General features: G+C 34.9%; 11 protein-coding genes. 7 read left to right on the top strand and 4 right to left on the bottom strand.

Annotation, left to right across the window (positions count from 1 at the left end):
- Genes BKM63_RS00820 through BKM63_RS00805 form a run of 4 tightly spaced genes read right to left on the bottom strand, consistent with a single transcriptional unit; the run spans position 1 to position 4986 of the window.
- Entirely contained in the window at positions 1–1191 is a 1191-nt protein-coding gene (locus BKM63_RS00820) for an AGE family epimerase/isomerase (RefSeq protein WP_071634792.1), read from the bottom strand.
- Positions 1192–1197: 6 nt separating this feature from the next.
- Positions 1198–2388 carry a glycoside hydrolase family 130 protein gene (locus tag BKM63_RS00815; protein ID WP_071634791.1) on the bottom strand — a complete coding sequence of 397 codons (1191 nt, stop codon included), beginning with the start codon at positions 2386–2388 and terminating at the stop codon, positions 1198–1200.
- A 29-nt stretch (positions 2389–2417) separates the two neighbouring features.
- Positions 2418–3809 carry an MFS transporter gene (locus BKM63_RS00810; RefSeq protein ID WP_071634790.1) on the bottom strand — a complete coding sequence of 464 codons (1392 nt, stop codon included), beginning with the start codon at positions 3807–3809 and terminating at the stop codon, positions 2418–2420.
- Between the two features lie 43 nt (positions 3810–3852).
- Positions 3853–4986: a glycoside hydrolase family 26 protein gene (locus BKM63_RS00805; protein ID WP_071634789.1), complete on the bottom strand. Its 1134-nt coding sequence runs from the start codon at positions 4984–4986 to the stop codon at positions 3853–3855.
- Positions 4987–5290: 304 nt separating this feature from the next.
- Here BKM63_RS00805 and BKM63_RS00800 point away from each other — a divergent pair, with 304 nt between their 5' ends.
- The 7 genes from BKM63_RS00800 (at position 5291) to BKM63_RS00770 (ending at position 16336) form a co-directional block, all read left to right on the top strand.
- Complete coding sequence (locus BKM63_RS00800) at positions 5291–6169, top strand: helix-turn-helix domain-containing protein (protein WP_071634788.1); 879 nt, start codon at positions 5291–5293, stop codon at positions 6167–6169.
- Between the two features lie 312 nt (positions 6170–6481).
- A complete protein-coding gene (locus BKM63_RS00795; RefSeq protein ID WP_071634787.1) occupies positions 6482–9673 on the top strand; it encodes a SusC/RagA family TonB-linked outer membrane protein in 3192 nt (1063 codons plus the stop codon).
- Positions 9674–9685: 12 nt separating this feature from the next.
- Positions 9686–11284, top strand: coding sequence for a RagB/SusD family nutrient uptake outer membrane protein (locus tag BKM63_RS00790; protein ID WP_071634786.1), 1599 nt, complete (start codon positions 9686–9688; stop codon positions 11282–11284).
- A gap of 19 nt (positions 11285–11303) precedes the next feature.
- Positions 11304–12341 (top strand): IPT/TIG domain-containing protein, encoded by a 1038-nt coding sequence (locus BKM63_RS00785; protein ID WP_071634785.1) that lies wholly within the window; start codon positions 11304–11306, stop codon positions 12339–12341.
- A gap of 102 nt (positions 12342–12443) precedes the next feature.
- Positions 12444–13688 carry a glycoside hydrolase family 27 protein gene (locus BKM63_RS00780; RefSeq protein ID WP_071634784.1) on the top strand — a complete coding sequence of 415 codons (1245 nt, stop codon included), beginning with the start codon at positions 12444–12446 and terminating at the stop codon, positions 13686–13688.
- A 1-nt stretch (position 13689) separates the two neighbouring features.
- Positions 13690–14655: a glycoside hydrolase family 5 protein gene (locus BKM63_RS00775; protein WP_071634783.1), complete on the top strand. Its 966-nt coding sequence runs from the start codon at positions 13690–13692 to the stop codon at positions 14653–14655.
- A gap of 589 nt (positions 14656–15244) precedes the next feature.
- A complete protein-coding gene (locus BKM63_RS00770; protein WP_071634782.1) occupies positions 15245–16336 on the top strand; it encodes an outer membrane beta-barrel protein in 1092 nt (363 codons plus the stop codon).
- The last annotated feature ends 246 nt before the right edge of the window (positions 16337–16582 follow it).

Below are 16582 nucleotides of genomic sequence, written 5' to 3'. Positions count from 1 at the left end.
TTAGGTTTTAATTCGGTTAATAAGCTCCAGACAAGCGCGACTGTTGTGATAAGGGCATTTCCAGAATCCGGCTTTGTCTTTTTCGATTAAAGAATAATCGCGGTAAATTCCCCAAAACCATTCACCGTTTTTAAGATCAAGAATGTGTTTTTGTATAAACTCCCAGTTCTTAAATACTATTTCTAAATAATCTTCATTTCCTGTTAATTGGTAGGCATTATAAAAACCAATTAAAGCTTCGGCCTGAACCCACCAATGTTTTTCGGCAATTAATTTATTTTCTTTAGGCTCAAATTCGTACCATAATCCGCCATCAGTATCTAATCCTTCTTTGGTTACTTCGGCAATTTGAACAGCATGTTTTTTATAATTAGAAATCAGATTTTTATTTTCAAAAACTTCAGCGGAATGCAGCAAAAGCCAGGCTGCTTCGATATCATGTCCGTATGAAACAACGTCCGGTTTTTCTACCCAGTTTTCATCAAAAAATAAACGAAGATGACCGGTTTCAGTATTAATGAAATGCTTTTCTATTGTTTCTAACAATTCAATTCCGTCTTTTTGGAGCGTTTCATCTTTCCACACTTTAAACAAATTCGCATAAGCTTCTATAATATGCAAATGAGTGTTCATGGTCTTTTTTTCGTTGGCATCCTTATCACTCAAACGCAGATCTTCAATGGGCTGCCAATCACGCGTAAAAGCCTCTAGATATCCTTTGTTTATGGGGTCATAACTGTACTTTTGTATGCTTTTGTATAAATTAATGGCTATTTCTAAAGCTTTTAGGTCTTTAGAAATAGCATAATATTCAGATAAACCGTAAATAGCAAAAGCTAGGGCATAAATCTGGTTTTTGGTGTCTTTTGGAGTTTTATCAGCATTAAGACTCCAAAAAAGCCCGTTAAATTCCGGATCATAAAAATATTCAGAAAGATATTTAAAAGCTCTTTCAGCAATTTCTTTGTGACTTTCTTTTTTTGTAACCTGATAAGCAGATGAAAATGTCCAAAGGATTCTGGAGTTTAAAACAGAACCTTTTTCGGCATCGGCAATACTCTGATCGTTGAAATCAATCTGCCCGATAAAACCTCCCTTTTTATTATCAAGCGTATGTTTTGACCAATAATTTAAAATCGAGTCAAGTTGTGCAATTAATTCAGATTTAAGCTGTTTTTGATTTGCTGACACGGTATATTAAATTGCGTTATTTTTTTCAATCTGATTGATTATTGTTTTTACAGAACCTGCAGATATAAAAGTATCTGCCGGAGCATTGGTAACATAATCTACTAATTTGTCTACAGATGAGACAGCAACGTGCATTCTGGTATCTGATGACGCATAATATACATATACAGTTCCGTCAGCGTCTTCAATCCATCCGTTAGAAAATAAAACATTCGATACGTCGCCCACTCTTTCAATTCCTTCTGGTCCCATAAAATGTCCTGCCGGAACGTGTGTTACTTTTGCAATGTCATTTAAATCGGTCATGAACATGTATAAGGTATAGCGCAATCCTGCCGCGGTATTTCGAACGCCATGTGCTAAATGCAGCCAGCCTTTTTGAGTTTTAATAGGAGCAGGGCCAAGTCCGTTTTTCAATTCATAAATGGTATGATATTGCTTCCCGAAGATAATTTTTTCGTCTTTTACGACTGGATTTGTCATATCGTCAACATATCCTAAACCAATTCCTCCTCCTGAACCAACATCAATAAAACCGTCTTGCGGACGTGTATAAAGCGCATATTTTCCGTTTACGAATTCCGGATGCAGAACGACATTTCGCTGTTGTCCGGTATTCGAAATTAAATCTGGAAGTCTTTCCCAGTTTACTAAATCTTTAGAACGTACGATTCCGGCATTGGCTACAGCTGAACTTGTATCTCCTTTTGGTGCCTTTGGGTCTTTTCTTTCGGTACAAAAAATACCATAAACCCAGCCGTCTTCATGATTTACCAAACGCATATCGTAAACGTTAGTATCTGGTTCTTCGGTTTGCGGAATTACGCAGGGCTTTTCCCAAAACTTAAAATTATCTACACCATTTGGACTTTCGGCGATAGCAAAAAATGATTTTCTGTCAATGCCTTCTACACGAACGGCCAAAAGATATTTTCCATTCCACTTCATTGCTCCGGCATTAAAAGCCGCATTCATCCCAATTCGTTCCTGCAAAAAGGGATTTGTTTTTTCGTTTAGGTCAAAACGCCAGTTCAAAGGAACATGAGATGCTGTAACTACAGGATTTTGGTAACGTTGATAAATTCCGTTTCCGGCATTTTCTTCCGGAGCATTTTTTTGCTCGATTAGCTTTTTATGTTCTTTTTCTAATGCTGCTTTTCTGTTTTGAAAAGTAGTCGAAGAGGATATTGTTGTCATATTTTTTGATTTCGGTATCTGATTTATTTTTAATTTGTCTTGTCTCTTTTTTCGTTTAAATCTTGTTCTATGGTTTGCAGTTTTTCTTCAGATAAAGGATAGAATAAAATAAAAGCGACTGATATTGTGGCTGCAATTGCAGGAAGTATGCTTAACATTAACTGAATTCCGTTTTGGGTTACGGCTGTCTGCTCAACATTGGCCTGAAAGCCATAATAACCTAGAAGCCATCCGGTTCCGGCTCCGCCAATTGTCCAGCCAAATTTTTGCGACATTGACGAGGCTGAGAAAACTAATCCTGTGGCTCTGCGTCCTTGTTTCCACTCAGAATAATCGGCGCTGTCAGCATACATAGACCAGATTAATGGAAAAATACAGCCCGCACAAATGCTGATTAAAACCTGAAAACTCATGATTAGGAATATTTCATCTTTTCCGAAGAAATAGAAAATCAAGCTTAGAATTGCAGCTATCGCCATTGCGCCAAAGAAAGTCTTCTTTTTGCCTATTTTATTAGCGATTGGTGTGGCAATAATTACTCCGATGATGTTTGCTGCCTGACCCAAAACCAAGTAAATTGAAGTTGGAGTCATGTGAAAATCGGTTCCAAAAAGCGAAAAATCAAAATTGATAGTACTGCTTACATAATATTTAAAATAATAAACAGCAGCACCGTCTCTGATGGAATTGAAAACCAAAGTTCCAATTCCGGCTCCTAATAGAATCCACCAGGGTCTGTTTTTTAAAAGGTCTTTTAAATCTTCTTTTAAGTTAGATTGTTCGTTTTCGATAGGTTTTACTCTTTCTTTTGTAAAGAAAAAACAAGCCCAGAAAAAAGCAGTTGTAATAACACCAAAAACAGAAATTGTTGCCAGCCAGCCTGTTTTAGAATTCAGGCTTCCGCCGAAATAATTTACAAGAGGCTCAATCAGCCAAAGTGCTAAGAGACTGCCTCCAAATGCAAAAACCATTCTGTAAGAGGATAAAGTATTTCTGTCTTTTCTGTCAGACGACATTACGCCCAAAAGTGATGCGTAGGGAACGTTGATTAACGAATAGATCATCATCATTAACGAATAGGTGATATAGGCATAAATTATTTTTCCTTTTTCATCAAAATCAGGTGTATAAAAGGTTAAAACTCCAATCACGGCAAAAGGCACGGCAACCCACAATAAGTAAGGTCTGAATTTTCCCCATTTTGTTTTGGTTCTGTCTGCAATGATTCCAACAATTGGGTCAAAACAGGAATCCCAGATTCTGGTAATCAAAAACATGGTTCCTACTACGGCAGGCGCTAATCCGAAAACATCGGTGTAGAAAAACAAAAGATACATACTAAAGATTTTCCAGAACATAGAAGAAGCGGCATCTCCAAGTCCGTAACCAATTTTTTCTTTTAAACTAATTTTGTCGTGCATTGAGTGGTTATTTTAAGGTTTTGATTTTTGAGTTTGGCAATTATTATTGAGTTTTTTTAATGTCTTTTTCAAATAGCGTTTTGTCCAGATTGTAATAATCAATAAAATCTTTTTCGCTTACCTGGCCTTTAAAAGGTGCGTAATAATGCATTTTTTTCTCGTTTTCCTGCCAGCCGTGGTTTCTCCATAATAAAACATACGAAATTTTATAATCGCCTATTGCTTTTGAGAAAGTTCCTGTCCACCATTTAGGATCCGGAACCGCTTCGTAACCGGCTTCGGCAATGGCAGTTAATTTGTGTTTTTCCTGACCAATTTCATTGATGATTTTTAACTGGTTTTGAACTTCTGCTATAAATTTTTGTCCGTCTTTATCATCATTATTTTGATAAGAATCAAAGCTTATAATATCGGCAAAATCATCGCCCGGATAATTTGTCAGAAAGTCTTCTTTTGTACTAAAACTGCTGGTATTGTATACATAAATAAGATTGTGAACACCTTTTTTTTGAAGGTAATCAAATGTGAATTTCCAGGCTGTTTTAAACTCTTCGGGAGTACAATTTCCTTTTCCCCACCAAAACCAGCCTCCGGTTAATTCGTGATAAGGTCTAAAGAGAATTGGAATGTTTTTTCCTTTTTTGTCTTTTAGTGAAAGAAAGAAACTCGCCGCTTTATTCAGCCAGGAAGTAAATTTTTGATGATTTTCGCCTCCGGGTAAAATGGTTTTAAGAGAGTTTGGCGTATTGTACCAGGCATTTTTTCCGGTTGCGGGATTGTCAAAATGCCAGCTGATAGTCGAAATACCGCCTCTTTCGTTGGCTTCTATAATATATTGTTTCATTTTTTGAAAAGGAACATCGTCTATATTATTGGTATCATCTTTTTCCAGTCCCGCAATGTCCCAGCCGTAAACAGCAGGATAATCGCCTACAACATCTTTAATGTCGCTTCGGTTGTTTTCGTATTTCCAGTTTACACCATACGCTAAGTCATCCTGATGGCCAAAAAGGTATCCTTTTTCTGTAAGCTGGCTTAGTTTTTTATATAACAAAACAGTTTCAGGTGATGCTTTTTTATCTGCCAATGACAAATTCGTATTACTATTATTTTGCTGTGCAGAGCAGGAAGTTCCTAATAATGCTGTTAATAAAAGTTTGTAAAAGTGTTTTTTCATTTTGAAAATATTGTTTTTCAGCTCATTTCAGGTTTTCTGTTGAGAATTTCTGAATCGTTCTTCAATGCTGTTTTGTCGATTTTTAATTCGGTATTGTTTTCCTGATAAAATTATTAAAACTATAAAAAGGATGAGTATTAAAAATGATTAATGTTTATTATTAATACTGTTTTTGTAAAGTTGATAATTTTATTTTTCAAAGATAAATGGATGTTTAGAGCTGAATTAATATTATTTTATCAATTATATATCATATTATTGCAAAAAAAAAATACTTGATATCAGCTAAAAACAGTTTTAAGAAATGAGTACTGCTAAAAATTTTTATAGAGAGATAGCTCCGCTTTCAGCCGGAGATAGTTTTTTGGTCTTTGACAGGGTTAAGGATAGTTTTGATTTTCCGGTTCACTATCATCCTGAATTTGAGATCAATTTTATTTTGAACGGAAAAGGTGTAAGGCGTGTGGTAGGTGATAATATAGAAGAGATCGACAATGTTGAATTGGTTTTAATAGGGCCAAATTTATATCATGGCTGGGAACTGAATAAGTGTACGAACAAGAAAATTCACGAAATTACCATTCAGTTCCATAATGATTTGTTTCATGAATCTCTGCTCGCAAGACGTATTATGAATCCAATTCGGGATATGTTTAATCGTTCAATTCACGGGATTTTATTTTCTAAAAAAGTTGCTGAAGAATTGACTCCAAGGCTTGTAAGGCTTTCTAAATTGGATGGTATGGACTATTTTCTGGAAATTACTTCCTTATTATATGATCTTGCCAATTCCAGAAATCAGCGGTTGCTTTCTACTTATACAGTAGATTATGATAAGTTTGATGATTATGACAAAATGAAACTGGTTTATGAATATGTACAAAAACATTTTGCTGATAAAATTACTTTAGAAGATGTGGCGAATGTGGCCAGTATGTCTATTATTTCTTTTAACCGTTTTATAAAAAAACGTACCGGAAAGACTTTTGTGAATTATATAAATGATATTAGAATTGGATATGCGGCGCGCTGGCTGGTTGAAAAAGATATGAGCGTTTCTGAAGTAGCTTTTAAATCGGGTTTTAATAATATTGCAAACTTCAATCGTAGTTTTAAGTCTATTAAAAATTGTACACCAAGTCAATATCGTGAAGATTTTTCTGGTCTAAAACGTATTTTATAGTGATACTTTTTTTTCACTAATAAATATTATTTTTAACGAAAACGTTTGATTTTGGCTTTTTCGTTAACTTTTATTTATAATATAGGCTGATTAAGGGCTAGGTCATTGCGAATAATGTAATTTTTGATAGGTTTTATTTTGATATATGTTTTTTTAAACTGATATAGTAAAAATATTATCATTAAATGATGGAATACTATCGATTTGATAATTCCTTCTGTTATAGATTTGTTAAATAATTTAGACGATATATCGAGCTCTTTCTATATCTAAATTATAGATGAACAAATTTAAACTAACCAATCACTTATTATGAAAAAACTAATGACTAACTTTATTCATTGGAATGCTAACCACAGAGTAGTTCCTTTGATTTTATTCTTGTTTCTGACGAGTAATTTTATTACTGCTCAGGTAAAAATATCAGGAGTAGTATCTGATGATAAAGGAATGACAATTCCGGGAGCCAATATTTCTGTTGTTGGATCAAAAAATACAGCTTCTACAGACTTTGATGGTAAATATGCTATCGATGCTCCTTCAAATGGAACCTTATTAGTAACCTTTATTGGTTTTGATTCTCAAAGAATTGCTATTAACGGCAGAACAAAAATTGATATTTCTTTAAAATCAACTTCAGAAGATCTAAAAGAGGTCGTTGTAATTGGATACGGAACTCAGAAAAAGAAAGACGTAAACGGTGCGATATCTTCAGTAAGATCAAAAGATATCGAGAATCTAAAACAAGTTTCTATCGATCAGATGCTTCAGGGTAAAGCGGCCGGAGTTTCAGTGACCAATAACTCTGGTCAGCCGGGTGGTGCATCTTCTGTACGTGTGCGTGGAACAACTTCTATTACAGGAACAAATGAGCCTTTATATGTAATAGATGGTGTGCCAATTTCCGGAGATGCTACTGGAAAATCTACAAGCGGGCAGACTTTAGCAGGTAAAGACGGGTTTTCTTCTTCGGGAGGAAGCGGAAACAATGCCATGAGTCCTTTGTCTATGATTAATCCTAGCGATATTGAGTCTATGGATATTTTGAAAGATGCTTCGGCAACTGCAATCTATGGATCCAGAGGAGCAAACGGGGTTATTATTATTACCACAAAATCTGGTAAAAAAGGCGGTGGAAAAATCGCTTACGAGAACTATACTTCTTTCGCTTCGATCACCAATAAATTAGATGTTTTAACGCTGTCTGAATATGCGGCTTTAAAAACAAATCTGGCTAAGGCATGGGGATTTCAGACGCGTCAGGAATTTTCTCATCCGGAATTGTTAGGTGCTGGTACAAACTGGCAGGATGAGGTCTACAGAACGGCAATTTCGAACAGCCATCAGCTTTCATTTTCTGGAGCTAAAGACGGGACGAGTTATTATTTATCCGGAAGTTATTTGGACAATGAAGGAACGATTATCAATTCGGGATTAAAAAGATATACAGTTAGGTTGAATTTAGACTCAAAAATTAAACCTTGGTTACGAATTGGTGGAAATTTAACAGGCGGTATAACAAATGAAAGAATTACAGTAAATCAAAGTTATTCAGGTTTAATTTCAAATACTTTATTGCAATCTCCTGATATTCCGGTTAGAAATACTGACGGTACATTTGCTGGTCCGCCATCTTCAGAACAAAGTGTTACCTATTATAATCCTGTTGCTGAGGCTTTAACCAGAGAAAATAAATTAGTTAGAAAAAACTTTTTAGGAAACGTGTATGCTGAAGCAGATATTTTTAAAGGATTGAAATACCGCATAGAGATTGCAGCAAATACAGAGTTTTCTGAAAATGATGATTTTAGACCATCTTATGCCTGGGGAAGTCAGGTGAATTTGTTGGCAGATTTAGATGTAAGAAGACAAAACTGGTATTCTACAAACATTAAAAACTTATTGACTTACGATAGAACTTTTGGTAAACACAAAATTACTCTTTTGGCAGGTCAGGAAGCAAACGATTCGCATTGGGAAGGTTTGGTAGCTTCTGCACAGGGGTTTAAAACAAATTCAATCCATACGATTAATTTGGCCGATGTTGATAATAATACTATCACACAATATAAAGGCAGTGCTTCGCTTTCGTCTCTTTTTGCCCGTATTATTTATGATTTTAACGATCGCTATAGTATAACGGCTTCTATCAGACAAGACGTTTCTTCAAAATTTGATCCAACTACAGACAATCAAAAAGGAGTTTTTAACGCAATTTCTGGTTCTTGGAAATTATCCAACGAATCTTTCATGGAAGGAACTCGTAAATATGTAGATAATATTAAGTTTAGAATTGGTTATGGTGAAACCGGAAATCAGCAAATTCCAAACAATAGTTATTCGGCTATGTTAGGAGCTCAAAATTCTGGTTTAGGAAGCGGCTTCTTACCATCAAATTATCCAAATCCGGATTTAGTTTGGGAATCTTTAAATCAAACCAATTTAGGTATCGATTTTACTTTACTTGATAGTAAACTTTCGGCAAGTTTTGACGTATATGATAAAAAATCTGAAGGTTTCTTGTTTCAGGTGCCATTGCCTCTTTATTTAACTGGAGGCGGCGGGCAGTACGGCGGAATTTCTGCTCCATACTCCAATTTAGGTACGATGAGCAATAAGGGATTTGATCTTACTTTGGGCTATGATATGAGATCTACCGGAAAATTCAATTGGGATGCTTCTTTGGTTGTTTCTCACTACAAAAATAATCTGGATGAAATTGCAAATGGAATTGTGTTAACGCAAGAGGTTAATACTAATGGATATCAGCCGGTAGTAGTTACTAATACTACAATTGGAAACCCTATTGGAATGTTTTACGGGTATAAAACAGATGGAATTTTTAAAGACCAAACAGCTTTAAACAATGCACCTCTTCAGTTTGGACAGCCTGTTGGAACCGGAGCAGGAGAAACTGCTTTGGGAGATGTTAAATATATAGATGTAAATGGAGATGGAAAAATTGATGCTGCTGATAAAACTTTTATAGGAAATCCGCATCCAAAATTTACTTACGGGTTTACAAATAATTTCAAATACAAAAATGTTGATCTTTCTATTTTTCTTCAGGGATCATACGGAAATGACGTAATGAATTTGACTCGAAGAGCAGGTACAACCAATGCTTCATTATATGATAATCAACTAGTAGAAGCAATGGATTATTATTCGCCAGCCAATACGGCAAGTAATAACCCAAGACCAATCGCTGATGCTTCAAACAACAATCTGCTTATTTCTGATCGCTATGTAGAAGATGGTTCTTACTTAAGAATTCAGAACATTACGCTGGGTTATTCTCTGCCTCAGGATGTTATTTCTAAATATAAGATATCGAGACTAAGATTGTATGGATCTGCTCAAAACTTATATACGTTTACTAATTATTCAGGTTATGATCCAGAGATTGGTTCATTTAATCAAAATGTGCTTTTATCAGGAATTGACAACGGAAGATATCCGGTAGCAAGAACATTTTTAGTTGGACTTAACTTAGAATTTTAAAAATTAAAACAAATGAAAAAGAAATCTTTTTTAAATAGATATAGTTTGCTTTTTATAGCAGTGACATTTTTGACCTTAGGATCATGTCAGGATGATTTTACCGACAGACCTTCTGAAGATGGAATAAGTTTAGATTCTTATTATAGTACAAACGATCAGGTGGCATCAGCAACAAATGGTATGTACAGCAGAACGTGGTTTCAAATGTATAATAAGTTTTGGTGGGCATTAGAAGTGGGTTCCGGAAATATGTATTCTGGTTCTCCCGATGTAAGCGGATTAAGAACTTTTTCTTTGAATGGAAGTGATCCGGAATTAGTAAACGGATGGTCTTCTTTATGGGCAAATGTACAGCAGTCTAATATGATTATCAATTTCCTGTCTGCCAGAGTTGGGCCGGCAGTTTCTCAGAATGTATTAGATAATACTATAGGAGAAGCTTACTTTATGAGAGCTACTGCTTATTTTGATTTAGTAAGACTTTGGGGGCCGGTGCCAATTATTGAAAATCCGCTTGATTATACAAGTAACCCTTATGTAAATACAAATCCGGTTGCAGATGTTTATAAATTAATCACAGCAGATTATTTAAGAGCAATTACTTTATTGGCAGGAAAAAACAGAGGAGCTAATTATGCCAATAATGGACATGTCTCTAAAGGTTCGGCAAGAGCAATGCTGGCAAAAGTATATTTGTATCAAAAAGATTATGCAAATGCTAAAGCAATGGCCGAAACTGTTATTGAGAGCGGAGAGTTTAAGCTTTTAGGCGGAGAGCAGCTTCCTGGAAAAAGTTTTGCTGATTTGTTTACTTATGCAAACAATAATAATGAGGAATCTATTTTTGCTATTCAGTGGAAAGGCGACGGTAATTATGGTTCAGCAAATAATTCTAATACGCAATTTGGATTTCAGGATGGAACTTTATCTACTTCAAATGCATCTTATGCAGGGGTTTTTGGTCCAAGTCAGGAAGTGTTGCTTTCATTATATGGATCAGGCGACTTAAGAAAACATGAAACTGTAATGGTTCCGGGAGCGGTTTACCCAACAATAAAAACAACACAAGGAATTGGCTTAACAGTTCCTACAGGTAAAGATTTGGCTCAGGCATCTGGAGGTGCAATTAAAAAGTATTGTATTGGTGTTGTAAACGGAAATGTTACCGGTCAAGCCGATGGGTGGGCGATGATGGATAATAATACTTATGTAATGCGTTATGCGGAATTATTGTTAATTCATGCAGAAGCTGTTTTGGCCGGAGGAGCGAGCACATCTGATGCGGGAGCTTTACGATCAATTAATGCAGTTAGAAAAAGAGCTGGTTTGGCAGATTTAACTTCGATTACTTTTGATGATATATTTTTAGAAAGAAGAAAAGAATTGTGCTTTGAAGGAGATTATTGGTTTGACTTAGGGCGTATCGACAAAAATAAAGCGATCGCAATTATGTCGGCACAAAATAGAGGAGACAGATACGGAGAGCGTCATTATACACCTATATATAGTGAAGATCACGCAACAAACGATTTCTATATGGATTATCCGGACAATGAGGTGGCAAAAAATCCTAAATTACTGCAGGCACCGGTTCCGTATACTTTTAAATAATTTCTAAAATTAGACTAACATGAAAAATATAAAAATAAAATACCTTTTGCCTCTTATTACAATGGCATTTATGGTGCTGGGCGTGTTTTCATCGTGTAATAATGATGATTCTTCGGGAAGTTCAGGTGCGCCGGTAATTACAAGTGTAGCAAAATCTGTGGAGGGAGATTTAGTCCCTGTTACAATTGGTGATCCTAAAAACTATTACATCATTCAGGGAAAAGGACTTTCTGGTGTAACGAAAATTTATTTTAATGATTTTGATACTTATTTTAATCCTACGCTGGTTACAGATAATGCCATTTTTGTATTAATTGATGAAAAAACGCCTTTTGCAAACGCAAGCAATAAATTAAAGGTAGTTACAAATCAAGGAACTGTTTTGTATGATTTTGTTGTAGCGCCGCCAACTCCAAAATTGGACAGCTACAATCCTATAAATGCAGCAGAAGGAGATATTGTAACGGTTTATGGGGATTATTTTTTAAATCCTGCTGTAAAAGTGGGTACGGTAGATGTTCCGGTTATTTCTTCAAGTTTAACGGAGCTTACATTTAAAATGCCTGCAAATGCTTCAAGTAAATATGTAACGGTTACTAATATTTCTGGCTCTGCTGTCTCTAAAGAAGCGATTGGTTCTGCATTATTTGATGATGTATGGTACAACAACTGGATGTTTGACGGCCCGGATGGTAAAGTTTCATTAGAAAGTTCGGGAGCTGCGCAGGGCAAAGTGATGATTAAATCAATTAATGATGGATGGGGTGGCAACCAATTTAGAAATAAAGACTGGGCAACTTTAGACGTAACAAATTATAGCGGCCTTAGATTATGGATAAAAGGAGATAAAGCTGGTAAAGTAGCTGTTATATTAAATGGAAAATGGTCAGATCCTGATGCTAAAGTAATTGAAGTGACTACAACATGGAAAGAATACAATTTGCCTTGGAGTTCCTGGCCTTTTGCAGTAACAGGTTTGCAAACTCTTGTAATAAAAGATTTTACAGGAGAAAAATCAAACTATTATTTAGATAATATTGGTTTTATTTTAAAATAGTTAGTTAAAAAGCGGTTATTACGTTTTGAGTTTTGTTTAAATATTCCCTAATCTACTCAATTAGGGAATATTTTTTTTAGTATAATTTTTGAATTTTTAATGATGAAAAATATTATTTCAGCACTTTTTCTATGTGCTTCAGCTTTGGGTTTTAGTCAGGGAAATACGCATACACAAACAGGAGATAAATTTGAAGGCCTAGCCATGACACCGCCAATGGGCTGGAATTCCTGGAATACCTTTGCAACAAATATTGATGAAAAACTGGTAAAAGAAACGGCCGATATTATGGTGTCTTCAGGATTGGCAGCAGTCGGTTATAATTATATAGTACTAGACGACGGGTGGATGACAAAAGAGCGGGATGCAAATGGCGACTTAGTTCCGGATCCGGTTAAATTTCCTAATGGTATGAAAGCGGTAGTGGATTATGTGCATAGTAAAGGTTTGAAATTTGGGTTGTATAATTGTGCCGGAACTCAAACATGTGCCGGATATCCGGGAACTCGAGGTTACGAATATCAGGACGCTCGTTTTTATGCCAAACTCGAAATTGATTTTCTAAAATATGATTGGTGTAATACAAAAGGAATTACAGCACCTGAAGCTTATACTACAATGAGCAATGCCTTAAAAACTGCCGGAAGGCCTATTGTTTTTAGTCTTTGCGAATGGGGCGATAACCAGCCTTGGGAATGGGGAAAATCAGTAGGAAATCTTTGGAGGATTTCGGGAGATATTTACCCGTGTTTTGACTGCGAGTTCAAACATCCTGAAAATTGGTCTTCTTGGGGATTTATGAAAATTGCCGAAATGAGAAAAGATATTCGTAAATATTCTGGCCCGGATCATTGGAATGACTTTGATATGATGGAAGTTGGAAACGAAATGAACGATACCGAAGATAAATCGCATTTTGCCATGTGGTGCATGTTGTCATCACCTTTATTTACAGGAAATGATTATAGAAAAATGTCGAAGGAAACATTAGCCATTTTAACTAACAAAGAACTGATCACCATAAATCAGGATAAATTAGGTATTCAGGGGTTTAAATATGCTGTAGAAGATGGAGTAGAGGTTTGGGTGAAACCATTGTCAGGTGGTAACTGGGCTGTTACATTTTTAAACAGGACAGATGCTGCTAAAAAGATTAATTTCGATTGGAAAAAGAATACAGTAAAAGATGCAGATTTTGGTTATGAAGCTGATTTTGCCAAATCGACATTTAAACTAAAAAACCTTTGGACTAATAAAGAGGCTGGAAATACAAAAAAGAATTTTACCGCAGAGCTGGCTTCTCATGATTGTATAACGTTAAAATTGTCTCTTTTAAATAAAGAATAAGATGAGGTTAAAAACAAATTTAATTACAATTACTTTTTTACTGATTTGTACTTTTTCAAATGCGCAGTTTGTAAAAAAGCATGGACAGCTAAGTGTTCTGGGAACTCAATTAGTAGATAAAAACAATGAACCAATAGTTTTGCGTGGCTTGAGTTTTGGATGGCACAGTATGTGGCCAAGGTTTTACAACGAAAAAGCAGTAAGCTGGCTGAAAAAAGATTTTAACTGTAATGTGGTTCGTGCCGCGATGGGAATCGAACTTGGAGAATACTCTTATAATAAAGATCCTCAATTTTCAAAAGAAAAAATTGAAGCTGTTGTAAATGGGGCTATTAAATCTGATATATATGTTATTATCGATTGGCATAGCCACAACGTGAATTTAAAAGAAGCAAAGGAATTCTTTGCTGAGATGTCTAAAAAGTATTCTAAATATCCCAATATAATATATGAAGTATTCAATGAACCGGATTATGAAACCTGGTGGGAAGTAAAAACTTATGCAGAGGAGATAATTAAAGTTATTAGAGAAAATGATCCAAACAATATTATCCTGGTTGGATCTCCGCATTGGGATCAAGATGTTAATCTTCCGGCAGAAGATCCAATTTCGGGATTTAATAATATAATGTATACCATGCATTTTTACGCAGCAACGCATGGAAAAGAACTAAGGGATAGAACAGATGAAGCTATAAAAAGAGGTCTGCCAATCTTTATATCCGAGTCTGCCGGAATGGAAGCTTCTGGAGACGGACCTTTAAATATAAAAGCGTGGCAGGAATACATTGACTGGATGGAGGCAAAAAAACTAAGCTGGATCACCTGGTCGGTTTCGGATAAAGAGGAAACATGTTCTATTTTGAAAAAAACAGCAAAATCAGAAGGGAAATGGAAAGACGAAGATTTAAAAGAATCCGGGATAAAGGCTCGGGAGTTTTTAAAAAGATACAATAAACAAGAATAAAATACTTCATTATAACTAAAAGCCTGCTCAAATTTGAGCAGGCTTTTTTTGTTTTTATTCATAATTATATGTTTAGCTTATCATGCCTTTTGATGTAAAACAACTGTTCTTTTTTTGTAGGAAATTAGCGAGGTGTTGCTGTTAGGCTGCTTGAGGTATTGGTTGGTGGTTTTTATTTTTGTGTTTTTATTATTTTTTAATATACCCCTTAATTTTTATAGGGTGTTGCTATTTTGTAATGTAAATTTTGTCTTTTAGTCTTGTTTTTTAATTGTAAAAATGGTTTATACCCTGATTTTTTTATCTGTTTTTGAAAATTTATGTTATTGAATTTTCAAAAACAAAACGCTATTAATGTCAAATAACGATTATTGGTTATTTAATTTTTGTAATCCATAATTCTTCAATCAAAACGTCAAAAAAGTAGATTTGGATTATTCTACTCATACAAAAGTTAATAAATTCGCTAATGAAAATGAAGAGGTTTTAGGGGGAGATTCAGGGTTTTAAAAATGACTTATACTATTAAACTAGATATATAAAAGATTAACTAACCAAAATCAATTAATAACTAAAAACCAATTAACACATGAAAAAAGTATTTTACATTTTAGCTGCCACGTTAACGAGTTCTTTTTCTTTTGCACAAGAAGATGAAACGCAAACTTCACCGGCAACTACCTGGGGAGGGTCTGCGGATGCTTACTATAAATATGATTTTTCTAAACAAATGAACGGATTAACGAGCTTTACCAACTCTCAGGATTCGTTTGAATTAGGAATGGCTTCGATAGAAGCAGGTCATACATTCGGAAAAGCATCTGTTTTTGTAGACTTGGGCTTCGGAAAAAGAGCAGGAGAATTTTCATATAATGAAACAACAGATAAAGATATAAATGCTAAATTTTTAATTAAACAATTATTTTTCACGTATCAGATCACAGACAAATTTAAAGTCGTTGCAGGTAGTTTTGGTACACACATTGGGTATGAAGTTTTAGATGCCGTAGATAATAAAAACTATAGTATGTCTTATGCTTTTTCTTATGGGCCATTCTTTAATACAGGGGTAAAAGCCCAATATACATCGGGTAAATTTACAGCGATGTTTGGTATAACGAATCCAACTGATTTTAAATCTGCTATGGATGCAGGTTCAACACAAAAAACGTATATCGGACAATTAGGATATATTGGTGAAACAGGAAGTGCTTATTTGAACTTTACATCTGGAAGTACAAATCCAATACCTGGCAGTACAATACCAGTATCAGACGAGAATAAAACTCAATTTGATTTAGTGGCTTCTAAAACAATAAGTGATAGTTTCGCACTTGGATTTAATGCAACTTATGCTAAAACTAAAAATGATTTCGACAGCACTTTAGATGGTGATTGGTTTTCATTAGTAGGATACGCTAATTATTCATTCAGCCCGTCTTTGCTTTTGGCATACAGAATGGAATATTTTGATGCAAAAGACGCTGCTCCAAGTTTAGGAACACTAACAGGATCAAATGTATTTGCAAATACAGTTTCATTAAATTACAAAGTAGGAAAGTTAACGATCATTCCTGAATTAAGATACGATGCTGCTTCTGAAGATATCTTTTTAGATAAAGATGCTGCCCCAACAGGAGGTTCATTCTTTGCCTTAATTGCTACAACATACTCTTTCTAGAGATAAAGATTGATATTTTTTTTTTTTTTTGGAGCTGTCGAAACATATTAATGTTTTGGCAGCTTTTTTATTGAGTGACAATTTTCAGATTTAAAGTTTCGGGCTGTTCAAAAGGATGGAGGTGAATGGAACGAGCTGTTGAGATACGCTAGAACGCATTTTTTTTAAAGAAGCTAACAGAGATTCTTTAATAAGATTTAGAATTGAAGAGAGGTATTTTTAATGCGCTTTTCTTGAAATTAATTT

It is taken from the genome of Flavobacterium johnsoniae (assembly GCF_001879205.1).
Classification (GTDB): Bacteria; Bacteroidota; Bacteroidia; order Flavobacteriales; family Flavobacteriaceae; genus Flavobacterium; species Flavobacterium johnsoniae_A.
This window is presented reverse-complemented; position numbering and strand designations above follow the sequence as displayed.